Source organism: Yersinia sp. FDAARGOS_228, assembly GCF_002073315.2.
Classification (GTDB): Bacteria; Pseudomonadota; Gammaproteobacteria; order Enterobacterales; family Enterobacteriaceae; genus Yersinia; species Yersinia intermedia.
Genome location: NZ_CP020409.2, coordinates 561694 through 575299, shown reverse-complemented (window position 1 = coordinate 575299; position 13606 = coordinate 561694). Strand labels below are relative to the sequence as shown.

Sequence of the window (13606 nt, the reverse complement as noted above, 5' to 3'; positions counted from 1 at the left end):
GGCCAATTACTGGATAAATTCATTGAACAATTGTAACATTGCAATAATCATTAACCAATGTCTTTACCGTGATAATAATCTAAGACTCATCCTGTTGGGAGAAAGTATACTCTAATTATCGGTATAATTAATTACCATAGCCTATTTTCTGAAGGCGGATAAAATGAAAGCCATAATAAATCGATTTCACGCCAAAACATTACTCGAATCTCAGGATGATCTACTAGCATTAACTCAGGCTTTCTCATTACCAACGTTAAGTTATATTGATATCGTTCGTCAGGAACGATTAACTCAGATGATGGCTCGCTGGCCATTGCTGGCTGAACTGGCCCAATCTACAGGGAGAGAATAGTTTATGCCGGTACTGGCATTACAAGGGATAAGAGGTGGGGTTGGTACTACATCGGTAGCCGCCGCTCTTGCTTGGGCATTGCAGCAACTGAAAGAATCAGTTCTGGTGATCGATTTTTCACCGGATAACTTACTGCGGTTGCATTTCAATATGCCGTTTGATCAACCCCGTGGTTGGGCCAAAGCCGAAATCGCGGGCGAAGGTTGGCAGCAAGGGGCGATGCGCTATTCCGAACAGTTGGACTTTCTGCCTTTTGGCCAGTTAACCCTCACTGAAACTGAGCAATTGCACACCTCTTTACAACAGCATCCCAACCTGTGGCGGGAAAATCTGGCTGCGTTGCAGGCCAGCACGCCCAGTTGCTGGATTCTATTGGATATCCCTGCGGGGGACAGCACTTTCACGCGTCAGATGTTAGCGCTGGCTGATAAGGTGCTGGTATTGATCCATGCCGATGCCAGTTGTCATATTCGCTTGCATCAGCAAAATCTGCCTGCTAACTGCCATTTCCTGCTGAACCAATTTTCTGCCAGTAGCCATCTACAACAGGATTTACATCAGCTTTGGTTACAAAGCCTGGACAACTTATTACCCATATTTATTCATCGCGATGAAGCGGTTGCTGAAGCGTTGGCGGCCAAACAGCCATTGGGTGAATACAGTGCGCAAAGTCTGGCTGCCGAAGAGGTCATCACACTGGCAAATTGGTGTTTGATTAATATGGCGAAAAAAGGCCATGAATAGCCTGATACGGGTATTATTTCTGACCCCCGTTTATCAAGGGATGCGTCGACGCTATCATCTGTATATGCAGCAAGGCTGCACCGTGCTCACTGCTTTTCTGACCACATTAGCTCTACCGTTGTGCTGGATTTTTCTACGTTTTGAGTCACCCAGTTGGCAGCGTGTGATACAAAACCGCACTTACTGGTTCCCACAGATTTCACCTACTCGCCCACGGCTTGGCGATGGCCTACGGTATCTCTTGCAAGGGCTTTGGCTGCTACTGACCTATCCTGAATCGCGCAATGAGAAAAGGCACCAACCTGCCGCCGTCGGCAAGAAATGGGTAAAACATAAAAGACAAGGTTATATCCGTTGGCTGGGGAACATACCTGAACGCTTTGAACTCCAGCGGCTGGAGCAATCGCTGATCACTCGATTAACCCCGTCTTCAAAGCGCACCCGCCGGGTTATGTTTATTATTTTGGGTATCTTCACCGGCATCTTAGCGCTGCTGTGTATTTCTCAGCCGTTTGGCATGATGGCGCAGTTCGTTTTTGTGCTGCTGCTTTGGGCGTTGGCGATGGTGATGCGGCGCGTGCCGGGGCGCTTACCGACTTTAATGCTTATCGTGCTGTCGTTGACCGTCTCCTGCCGCTATCTATGGTGGCGCTATACCGAAACGCTGAACTGGGATGACCCGGTTAGTCTGGTATGCGGATTATTGTTGCTGTTTGCTGAGACTTACGCCTGGGTGGTGCTTGTCTTAGGTTACTTCCAGACTATTTGGCCGCTCAACCGCCAGCCGGTGGCAATGCCAGATGATATCAATAGTTGGCCGACCATTGATTTGATGGTGCCGACCTATAACGAAGACCTCGGCGTGGTCAAACCAACCATTTATGCTGCTCTTGGTATTGATTGGCCGAAAGATAAAATCAATATCTATATTTTGGATGATGGTAACCGGCCTGCGTTTAAAGCGTTCGCCGCTGAGGTTGGGGTGCATTACATTGCCCGACCGACTCACGAGCATGCCAAAGCCGGGAACATCAACCATGCGTTGAAACAGGCTCACGGGGAGTTTGTCGCCATTTTTGACTGCGACCACGTACCGACCCGCTCTTTCCTGCAATTGACGTTGGGCTGGTTCTTTAAAGATACCAAGCTAGGCATACTCCAGACGCCACATCACTTTTTCTCTCCCGACCCCTTTGAGCGAAATCTGGGGCGTTTTCGTCAGACACCGAATGAAGGCACGCTGTTTTATGGTTTGGTGCAAGACGGTAACGATATGTGGGATGCCACCTTCTTCTGTGGTTCTTGTGCGGTGCTGCGCCGCAGTGCGTTAGATGCTGTTGGCGGTATTGCGGTAGAAACAGTGACTGAAGATGCCCATACCTCGTTGCGTATGCACCGTAAAGGCTACTCCTCCGCCTATATCCGTATTCCGCAGGCCGCTGGGCTGGCGACCGAAAGTTTGTCGGCCCATATTGGTCAACGCATTCGTTGGGCGCGGGGTATGGTACAAATCTTCCGGTTAGATAACCCGTTGTTTGGCAAAGGGCTGAGATGGGTACAGCGTCTATGCTATGTCAATGCCATGTTGCACTTCTTATCTGGCGTACCAAGGTTGATCTTCTTAACCGCTCCGCTGGCTTTCCTGCTACTGCATGCTTACATTATTTTTGCTCCAGCATTGGCGATCGCACTCTATGTGTTGCCGCATATGATCCATGCCAGTCTGACCAACTCACGTCTGCAAGGGAAATACCGCCATTCCTTCTGGAGTGAAATCTATGAAACGGTGCTGGCGTGGTATATCGCCCGGCCGACCACCATAGCACTCCTCAATCCGCACAAAGGGACGTTTAACGTCACGGCGAAAGGGGGGCTGGTTGAAGAACAGCATGTGGATTGGGTGATCACCCGCCCGTATATGACGCTGGTTTTGCTTAACCTTGCGGGTTTGATTGCGGGGTTGTGGCGTTTAGGTCATGGCCCGTCGAATGAAATTATGACGGTGGTTATCAGCCTGGTGTGGGTGATTTATAACATGACGATTTTAGGCGGTGCCGTTGCGGTGGCGGTTGAAGCCAAACAAGTGCGCCAATCACATCGGGTCGAAATAGCCATGCCAGCCGCAGTCGCACGCGCTGATGGTCACTTGTTCTCCTGTACACTGCGCGACTATTCCGATGGTGGCGTGGGGATTGAGATGCGTGACGTTGGATTACTGCAAGAGGGTGAGGCGGTACACTTACTGCTTAAACGTGGGGCGCAAGAGTACACCTTCCCCTGTGAGGTGACCCGTGCCTTCGGCACTAAAGCCGGGATGCGAATGCATCAACTGAGTGTGGCCCAACATATTGATTTTATACAGTGCACATTTGCCCGCGCCGATACTTGGGCGCTGTGGCAGGATGGTTTCCCTGAAGATAAGCCAATTGAAAGTCTGCGTGATGTGTTGGCGCTGGGCTTTAGAGGATATGTCCGTATGGCCAGCTATGCACCGCCGGTAATACGAAATGTATTGGTAGGATTTACTTCCCTGATTGCCTGGATAGCGTCATTTGTACCCCATGGCGTAGGTAAAAATCAGGTTCCGAGCAGCCAAAGCCAGACAGTGGCTCAACATTGATGATGATATGATGACGAGAAAAATAACCTGGTTTACCGCATTGGCTTTGGGACTGACGCCATTCACCCATGCTGAAACTCCGGCTGCGCCACCAACTCAATCGGCGGTCATGACCGGTGACGCGGTGCTGGTTCCCGCAGCATTGGGTGATGCGCCGCTGCGTGACGTGAAGTACCCGTTCGCCAAAATCGCTCCGCCGCCGGGGACATTTTCCTTGCGTGGTACTAACCCTGAAGGCCAACTTGAGTTCGGTGTGCGCAGTGATGAGGTAGTGACTAATGCGACGTTGAATCTTGAGTTTACGCCGTCACCTTCACTGATCCCGGTGGAGTCGCAGGTGAAGATCTTCCTGAATGACGAACTGATGGGCGTCACGGCGATCACCAAAGATCAGCTTGGTCAACCCACCCATCTGCAATTACCGATTGATCCACGTTATATCACTGATTTCAACCGGTTGCGGTTAGTTTTTGTCGGCCACTATCAAAATATCTGTGAGAACCCGGCGAGCAATACATTGTGGCTGGATGTCAGTAAATCCAGCTCGCTGGATTTGCGCTATCAATCGCTGCTGGTTAAAAATGATTTGTCCCACTTCCCTGAGCCATTTTTTGATGGCAGGGATAATCGCCCGCTGACTCTACCCGTGATATTTGCTGCTGCACCTGATGTGTCACAACAGCGGGCTGCCGCTATTCTGGCATCATGGTTTGGTGCTAAGGCGCAATGGCGTGGGCAGAGCTTCCCAGTATTGTACAACCAACTGCCTACTCAGCATGGCGTGGTGTTCGCGACCAATTCACAACGGCCTGATTTCCTGAAAGATTACCCGCCGGTGAAAGCGCCAACGGTGGAAATCATCAGCCATCCGAATAACCCGTATGTGAAATTGCTACTGATTCTAGGGCGCGATGATAATGATCTGATTACTGCCGCACAGGGGATCGCGCAAGGCAATATTCTGTTCCGTGGCCAGAACGTCACCGTGGATAAGGTTGAGCAATTAGCGCCTCGCCTGCCTTATGACGCGCCAAATTGGGTACGTACCGATCGCCCGATGACGTTTGCTGAGTTACAGCAATATCCTGATCAACTGCAAACCTCGGGATTACTGCCACCGCCGATTTCATTAGCGATGAATCTGCCACCGGATTTGTTCTTGATTCGCAGTGCCGGTATCGATATGCGTTTGAAATATCGCTACACCTCAACACGCCTGATGGATGGTTCCCGCTTAAGTATCAGCTTGAATAATCAGTTTGTGCAGGATTACCCACTGTCACCGAATATGCCAGAAGACAGTAAGATCCTGCGCATGCCACTGTTACAAGGCTTACAGGATGCCACCAAAAGGCTAAGCATTCCGGCCTTGAAACTGGGTGCTATCAACCAACTGCGCTTTGATTTTGATTACAGCACCTTGTTGGCAAGCGGTGTCGAAGGGCGATGTGAAACCTATTCTACCGCGCCGAATCACGCGGTGATTGACGGTAACTCTACTATCGATTTTTCCGGCTACCGTCACTTTATGGAAATGCCTGATCTGCGGGCATTTGCCAATGCTGGATTCCCCTTCAGCCGCATGGCTGATCTCTCTGAAACGCTGGTTCTGGTACCACCAAAACCGGCTCCGGCACAGATAACAACCCTGCTCAATGCAGTGGGTAATATCGGGGCGCAGGTGGGCTACCCAGCCGTCGGTATTAACATCACTGATAATTGGTCACAGGTGAAGGAAAAAGATGCCGATGTGTTGATTATTGGCACAATTCCGCCAGAACTGCGCAATGATCGGCAGATTAACGTGCTGGTGGAACAGACGCTGAGTTGGCTGAAAATGCCAAATCGGCAAACGGACTTACCGACCATAATGGCACCACAATCAGACTGGATGGCAGACAGCCAAGCGACGATAAGCTCTGAAGGCGCAATGTCCGCTATCATCGGCATGCAATCACCTCACTTCTCTCAGCGCAGTATTGTGGCGTTATTGGCGGATGGCTCGCATGGCTATAGCTTGTTGAACAATGCACTGCTCGATACCGGCAAGCGCGAGGCTATCTTTGGCTCGGTCGCGGTTATTCGTGAGTCAGGTGTCAACAGTCTACGGGTTGGCGAGACCTATGAGGTCGGCCACCTACCGTGGTGGGAACGTATCTGGTATGCCTTATCTACCCATCCGGTGCTGCTGGCTGGCGTGGCAGTATTGGTTGTGGTTATGGCTGCAATGATGGTCTGGCGGGTATTACGTCTGATCAGCCGCCGCCGGTTATCACCCGATGAAAGAGATTAAGGCTGATGGTCGTGATGTTTAAACGGCGGCTCTGTGCCCTGCTGCTGCTGGTCAGTTTTGGTAGCGCGGCAACATGTGATTGGCCGGCATGGCAGCAGTTCAAACATGACTATGTCAGCGATGCTGGGCGAGTTATTGATCCCAGTAGCGCGAGGAAAGTAACCACGTCTGAAGGGCAGAGTTATGGGTTGTTTTTTGCTCTGGTTGCCAATGATCGGGACGCTTTTGACCAATTATTGTCCTGGACGGAAAACAATCTGGCTGCGGGGGATTTGACTGCACGTTTGCCCGTATGGTTATGGGGGCAACGTAAGGATAATAATTGGGACGTTCTGGATCCAAACTCGGCCTCGGATTCGGACTTATGGATTGCATATAGCTTATTGGAAGCGGGGCGGCTATGGGATAGTCGCCGTTACCAGACGATGGGCACCTTGTTGCTACAACGTATTGCCCAAGAAGAAGTGGTGAATATTCCGGGCCTTGGCGAGATGTTATTACCGGGGAAAATTGGCTTTAACGATAATGACCGTTGGCGGCTCAACCCGAGTTATCTGCCGCCACAACTGTTGGCACGCTTTGCCTCTTTGGCGGGGCCATGGAAAGCGATGGCTAAAGTCAATCAGCGCTTATTGCTTGAAACGGCACCCCATGGTTTCTCCCCTGATTGGGTCGTTTGGCAAGAAGGGAAAGGTTGGCAATCTGATGAAACACGGCCCGATATCGGTAGCTACGACGCGATACGTGTCTATTTGTGGGTTGGCATGTTGTCCAATAACAGCCCACAAAAGGCGGCGTTAATCCAGCGATTCCAGCCGATGGTGGCGGTAACTCAACAGCAAGGAGTGCCACCGGAAAATGTGGATACCAGTAACGGCAAAACCAGTGGCAAGGGGCCGGAAGGGTTCTCGGCAGCATTACTGCCATTTTTAGCCAGCAGTCCTCAACCCTATAATCAGCAAACCTTTAATGGGCAACAACAGCGTGTGCAAGATACCCCACCGTCCGCGAATGCTTATTACAGTACTGTGCTGACGCTGTTTGGTCAGGGATGGGTACAGCAGCGCTATCGTTTTAATCGTCAGGGTGAGCTTCAGCCCTCATGGAATAGTCAATGCGCAACATTAAAAGATACTGGCTCTTAAGCCTGGCGCTGTTGCCTCAAGCCTTTACCGGTATGGCTCTGGGCGCGGAACCGGTCTCACCAACCCAGTTTTTACTGGAACAGGTACGGTTAGGGGAAGCGACCAATAGAGACGAATTGGTTAAGCAATCATTATATCGCCTGAATATGATGGACCCAAATAACCCAGATGTAGTGGCGGCAAGTATGCGCCAAGCCCTGAGACAGGGTAATTTGGCCGAAGCACAACAACAGTTGGATAAACTGCAACAACTGGCACCTGATTCAGATACTTATCAGCGAGCGAAACTGATGTTGGCGCTGACTAAACCGGAGGTGCGGCAACAGTTGCAACAAGCACGTCTGTTGGCGACTGCCGGGCGGATTGCTGAGGCCAAAGCGCAATATGATCAATTGTTGCAAGGAAAACCGCCGACGCTGGATCTTGCTGTGGAATACTGGCGGTTGGTCGCACGTGTTCCGGGGCAGGAAGCCCTCGCCACCCAGAAGTTAGCCGCACTTGATCAACAATACCCCGGCAATGTCGCGCTGCGAATGGCCTTGGCCCGCCTGTATTTCAGCCAGCAAAACGCTACGCAAGGCTATGCCATGTTGGAGAAAGTGGCCTCGGACCCTGTGGGAGCTTCACAAGCCGCAGATTTGTGGATGGAAACAATCAAGGCAATGACTGTTAGCCCACAAAGTGTCGCGGCACTGACTCATTTCCTCGACGTCTTCTCGTCTGGCCCTCAAGCTAATCTCGCCCGTCAGGCATTGGCAAACCAGCAGGCCATGCTGGCTTCACCGACTTATCAAGCGCGTTTAAACGGATTGGCAAAGGTAGACAGCGGTGGCGGGGCGGCGGCGATCCCTGCGCTAAAACAGGCACTGGCTGCCTCACCTAATGACCCCGAAATACTCGGCGCATTGGGCCTGGCATATGCCCGTAGCGGTGACCGCGCCCAAGCGCTGCGCTTGTTTGAGCAGGCGCAAAAATCAGATAAAGATGGTCTGAAAAGCGACAAGTGGATCAGCCTGATAAAAACCAATCGCTACTGGCTGCTAAATGACGAGGGAGATAAAGCGCTGAAAGCGGGTAATACCGACGTGGCGCAACAGAAATACCAGCAGGCACGGCACATTGACGGCAGCGACAGCTATGCATTGATTGGCTTAGCTGATGTTGCCGTGGCCCGTCATGATGATAAAACAGCCGAACAGTATTATCAGCAAGCGCTACGTCTGGACCCATCAAACGACAGTGCAGTGCGTGGGCTAAGTAATATCTACCAGCGTGAATCGCCGCAAAAAGCATTGAGTTACCTGAACAGTTTGCCACGCAGTCAACAAGCCAAAATGCGTGACACATTAGATAGCCTGCAAATAGATATGCTGAAACAACAAGCCGAAAATCTGGCGGCGCAGCAACAATGGCGTCAGGCGGCAGAAAAATATCGGCAGGCGCTAAAGATGGCCCCGGACGATGTCTGGATAACTTATCGGCTGGCACAGGCGTTAGCGCAAGAGGATCATTTGGCGGAGGCTGATGCCCAGTTCCACCGGCTAGCAAGCCGTAAGCCGGGAGATCCCGAACAGGTATATGCCTATGCACTGTATTTCTCCAGCACGGGGCGAGATAGTCAGGCATTGGCGCATTTGGCAACGCTGCCAACCCTGCAATGGACTGATAATATCCGCGCTTTAGACCAGCGCTTGAAATTGGAACAGGTACTGGCCGTGGCCCGCCAACTGCGGGCAAGTGGTGATGAAGCGGGCGCGGTAACCGTATTACGTCAGCAGCCAGCCAACACCGGAATTGACCTGACGCTTGCCGATTGGGCGCTGGAGCGTGGCGACTATCAGGAAGCACTGGCGGGTTATCAGCGAATTCGGGCGCGCGAGCCACAAAACCCTGATGCCATACTGGGTGAGATTGAGGCTTATATTGCTGAAGGCCGCCTCAGTGATGCTCATCAAAATTTACAACATAAGCCACTTTCCGATGAAGGGGCCAGCTTGAACACTCAGCGCCGGATAGCTAATGCCTGGCGCAGCGTAGGGGAGCCACAAAAAGCAGCAGATATTTTCCAACGTTTGAAGCTGGTGGCTGCCAAAGGTGTTCCTTCACAGGATAATGCCTTGATATTCCGTGACTCAGGCCGGTTAGCCCAATTACAGGGGCAACCTGCTGCGGCGCAGGATGATTTCAAACATGCCATGGTAGCCAGTGGTATCACACCTACGCTCCCGGCTGATAACGACAGTTATACCTTGCTGACCCGCAATCAGGCCACGGATGACTGGCTTAAGCGGGGTGTTCGTTCTGATGCCGCTGACCTTTATCGTCAGCAGGATACCCGCATCACTCTCGATCACGACTATCTGCGGTCAAGTGGCACTGAAGGGATTTCAGACCTCCGTGCGCACAACACGATGTTGCAGGTAGATACCTCGTTAGCTGATGGTCGGGCGTTCTTCAGAACGGATACGGTGCAGATGGATGCCGGGACCTTTGACAAGAATACCCGATATAAAGCCGGTACCTGCTACCAGACAGAAAATCCATGTCAGACTAATCTGCATCAACAGGCAACGGGCACCAGTGTTGCTGTGGGTTGGCAAAATGACAGTTGGCAAACCGATATCGGTACTACGCCGATGGGGTTTGACGTTGTTGATGTGGTCGGTGGGCTGGCATACAGCAATAGTTGGAATCATATTGGCTGGACTGCCACGGCATCACGTCGACCAATATCCAGCTCGATGCTGGCTTTTGCCGGAGCCAAAGATCCGAATACCAATGTGACCTGGGGGGGCGTGCGTGCTAACGGCGTCAGTCTGGGAGCCAGTTACGATCGTGGTGAAGCCAACGGAGTGTGGAGCGATTTAAGCTATCATTATCTGACTGGCAAAAATGTAGCAGATAACCAGCGCCTGCGCTTTATGACAGGCTATTACTACAAGCTAATCAATGAAGATAACCGCCGTGTTACCGTCGGTTTGAACGGTATGTGGTGGCATTATCAAAAAGACCTCAGCGGTTATACGCTAGGCCAGGGTGGGTATTACAGCCCGCAAAAGTATTTGTCACTGGCTATTCCGGTAAACTATCGGCAGCGGACAGATAACTGGTCGTGGGAGTTGGGTGGGTCGGTGTCTGTTTCACATTCTGCAACCAGCTCACGAGCGCGTTATCCACTGCAAAATCTGCTCAATAACAGCATCCAGCCTATTCCAGATCGGTATGAACCCGATGATGGTGGTAGCAGCAATGGGGTGGGTTATACCTTGCGCGCCTTGATCGAACGCCGTTTGAGTTCGCATTGGACATTGGGTGCTGGGGTCGATATCCAGCAGGCGAAGGACTATACCCCAAGCCATGCGCTTATCTACCTGCGTTACTCTATGGCTGGCTGGCAAGGCTCACTGGATATGCCACCACAGCCCTTGGTGCCTTACGCCGATTTCAAGTAGTCACTGAGTCGCACAGATTCGCCCGAAAAAACAACGTTAGAGTGAGAAATAGCACTCTGACGTTGCGATCCTAATAGGAAAAGACTGAAACCCACGGTATTCTTCCCCTCCGGTTTGGTTTCACAAGATAAAATCTGAGCGCGATCGAGTATCATACACTCGAAGTCACTGGCCGCTGCGAGCGAGCCATGAGCTGAGGCTGGTTAGTGCTTCGTGAGTGAGGAGTCGCTAACATCGCAACAACTTCAAGCAAGAAGGGTATACTCAGACAGCATCGGTGAGACGCCATATCATAATGGCACCATTTTATTTTATTCAGTCGGCATTGGCGGAGAGCAAGTTTGCAGGTAAGGCGTTCATTAACGATTAAACAAATGGCGGCAGTGGCAGTTGTAGCACTGGTGACCATCTGTATTTTTATCGTCCTTCAGTTGTTCCACTTTGTGCAGCAGCGCAAAGATGACTACGCCAAGCAGTTGGAGAGCATCGCCTATTCAGTTCGCCAACCGTTGTCAGAAGCCATATTAAGTGTCGATGTCCCACAAGCCAAAAAAATCCTCAATAGCTTGTTACCGATTGGTATTCTCAGTCGTGCTGACGTGATATTGCCGAATCAGATTCAGGTATTACATGCCAACTTCCCCACGGAACGGCCTGTTCCTCGCTGGGCTAAGCGCATTTTTTCCCTGCCAGTACAAATAACCGTGCCGCTCTATGCTCTGGAGCGGGTATCCGCAAATCCGCAGCCGCTGGCACATTTAGTGTTGCGTGCCGACTCATTCCGTATGTATCAGTTCATTCTCAGTGCGTTGTCGGCCATGTTATCGACCTATTTGTTACTGGCATTGGTACTTTCAGTCTCTATCGCTTGGTGTATTAACCGCCTGATTATCCATCCGCTACGGGCAATGGCTAAAGAGCTGGAAAAGATCGGTCAGCAAGGTGTACTTAACCACCAACTGACCTTACCTGCCCACCATCAGGATGATGAATTAGGCGTACTGGTACACAATTACAACCGTAATCAGCAGCTATTAGCCGAAGCTTATACGGATATGACCCGTATAAATACCCGTTTTCCAGTAACTGAACTCCCCAATCGCCCGTTGTTTATGGCTCTGCTTGAGCAGGAAATTGCGGCTGGCATGCATGCTGAGAAATTCCACCTGCTCGTCATTGGCATTGAAACATTGCAAGAAGTTTCCGGCGTAATGAGTGAAGAGCAGCACCGGCAGCTCTTGCTGACGATGGCACAGCAACTTGAGCAGTGTATTGATGAAAACAGCCTGCTGGCGCAACTGAGTAAAACTGAGTTTGCAGTACTCGCCAGAGGGATCAGTCGCCCGTTCCCGGCAATGCAGTTGGCACGGCAGATTATGCTGCAGATTACCCAACCCTTGGTCTTTGGCAATATGCAATTGCGGCCCAGCGCCAGTATTGGGATTACTGATTACCAATACCAGGATGAGACAGCCGAGTCTCTGATGCGCAATGCCAGCACTGCGATGATGGCTGCTCACCATCAGGGGCGAAACCAGATTATCGTGTTTGAGCCACATTTGACTGAGAAAACGCAAAAGCGACTGACTCAGGAGAATGACATTTTACAGGCAATTGAAAATCACGACTTCCGGCTGTTTTTACAACCCCAATGGAATATGCAAGATCAGCGGGTTATCGGCGCAGAAGCGTTGTTACGCTGGCCTCAGCCGGATGGTAGTTATCGTTCCCCTTCAGAGTTTGTCCCTGGTGCGGAAGAGGGGGGCGTGATGATGCCACTGGGTAACTGGGTACTGGAAGAGGCATGCCGTATTCTGGCTGACTGGAAAGCGCAAGGGATTACCCTATCGTTGGCAGTGAATATTTCTGGATCACAGGTGCAGAGTGATCAGTTTTTACCGCATCTGAAAACCATCATTAATCAGTATCAAATCGATCCGCGCCAGTTATTACTGGAAATAACCGAAACCGCCCGTATTCAGAATCTGGATGAAGCTCTCGGGCTACTGCGCGAATTACAGGGGCTGGGTTTGTCGATCGCTTTGGATGATTTTGGTATGGGGTATTCAAGTCTTCAATATCTCAATCATCTGAAAGGCCTGCCAATCAGCATGATTAAGCTAGATAAATGTTTTGTGAAACACTTGCCAGAAGATGACGTAATGGCGCGCATTATCGCCACTATTTCAGAAGCATTAAAGCTGCGAGTAATGGCCGAAGGTATCGAGACAGATGAGCAACGTCAATGGTTGCTAAAACATGGCATCTACTGTGGGCAGGGGTTTTTGTTTTCAGAGCCGTTACCGCGAGAGGTGTTTGAGGCGCGCTACATCCTTCGTCCTTGACGCCGCAGCGTTGTTAGCTGCACTCGGATACTCGGCCCATCCTTGGGCCTCGCCTCGTTGAGGCCGCTGCAAGCAGCGTTCAAATCTGCTCCCGGCAGATTTGTCACCCGAATCACTGACTTGAGTCAGCTCATCGGGATTCATTTGCTGGCTGCCTAGCTGCAACGACAATGACTTTGGCTGTTTCCTTCGTCCTTGACGCCGCAGCGTTGTTAGCTGCACTCGTATACTCGGCCCATCCTTGGGCCTCGCCTCGTTGAGGCCGCTGCAAGCAGCGTTCGAATCTGCTCCCGGCAGATTTATCACCCGAATCACTGACTTGAGTCACCCGACGGGCTAGCATAAATGCTGTCCAAATCGGTTCCCGACCAATTTGTCGTTTGCTGGCTGCCTGGCTGCAACGACAATGACTTTGGCTGTTTCCTTCGTCCTTGACGCCGCAGCGTTGTTCGCTGCACTCGTATACTCGGTCCATCCTTGGGCCTCGCTCGTTGAGGCCGCTGCAAGCAGCGTTCAAATCTGCTCCCGGCAGATTTGTCACCCGAATCACTGACTTGAGTCAGCTATCATGGAAAGGATTCCTGAACTGCCCTTTCCACCAAAAGAATGCTGAGTTTATCACTACTGGCTATTTGCCAATTACCAAAAAAGT

At 51.2% G+C, this 13606-nt stretch carries 7 protein-coding genes; all 7 read left to right on the top strand.

Annotation, left to right across the window (positions count from 1 at the left end; translation table 11 throughout):
* The first annotated feature begins 163 nt into the window (after nt 1–163).
* Complete coding sequence (bcsR, locus tag A6J67_RS02630; protein ID WP_042568802.1) at nt 164–355, top strand: cellulose biosynthesis protein BcsR; 192 nt, start codon at nt 164–166, stop codon at nt 353–355.
* Nucleotides 356–358: 3 nt separating this feature from the next.
* Nucleotides 359–1099 carry a cellulose biosynthesis protein BcsQ gene (bcsQ, locus tag A6J67_RS02625; protein WP_050297824.1) on the top strand — a complete coding sequence of 247 codons (741 nt, stop codon included), beginning with the start codon at nt 359–361 and terminating at the stop codon, nt 1097–1099.
* Nucleotides 1092–3719 (top strand): UDP-forming cellulose synthase catalytic subunit, encoded by a 2628-nt coding sequence (bcsA, locus tag A6J67_RS02620; protein WP_050297823.1) that lies wholly within the window; start codon nt 1092–1094, stop codon nt 3717–3719. The genes bcsQ and bcsA overlap by 8 nt, the downstream gene beginning before the upstream one ends.
* 10 nt (nt 3720–3729) lie before the next feature.
* On the top strand, nt 3730–6012 hold the full coding sequence (bcsB, locus tag A6J67_RS02615) for a cellulose biosynthesis cyclic di-GMP-binding regulatory protein BcsB (RefSeq protein ID WP_050297850.1): 2283 nt from the start codon (nt 3730–3732) through the stop codon (nt 6010–6012).
* Between the two features lie 5 nt (nt 6013–6017).
* Nucleotides 6018–7157 (top strand): cellulose synthase complex periplasmic endoglucanase BcsZ, encoded by a 1140-nt coding sequence (bcsZ, locus tag A6J67_RS02610; protein ID WP_005187032.1) that lies wholly within the window; start codon nt 6018–6020, stop codon nt 7155–7157.
* Nucleotides 7127–10609: a cellulose synthase complex outer membrane protein BcsC gene (gene bcsC / locus A6J67_RS02605; RefSeq protein ID WP_050297822.1), complete on the top strand. Its 3483-nt coding sequence runs from the start codon at nt 7127–7129 to the stop codon at nt 10607–10609. The genes bcsZ and bcsC overlap by 31 nt, the downstream gene beginning before the upstream one ends.
* 341 nt (nt 10610–10950) lie before the next feature.
* The gene (hmsP, locus tag A6J67_RS02600; protein WP_226967876.1) at nt 10951–12954 is read left to right on the top strand and encodes a biofilm formation regulator HmsP; all 2004 of its coding nucleotides are present in this window, start codon (nt 10951–10953) and stop codon (nt 12952–12954) included.
* The last annotated feature ends 652 nt before the right edge of the window (nt 12955–13606 follow it).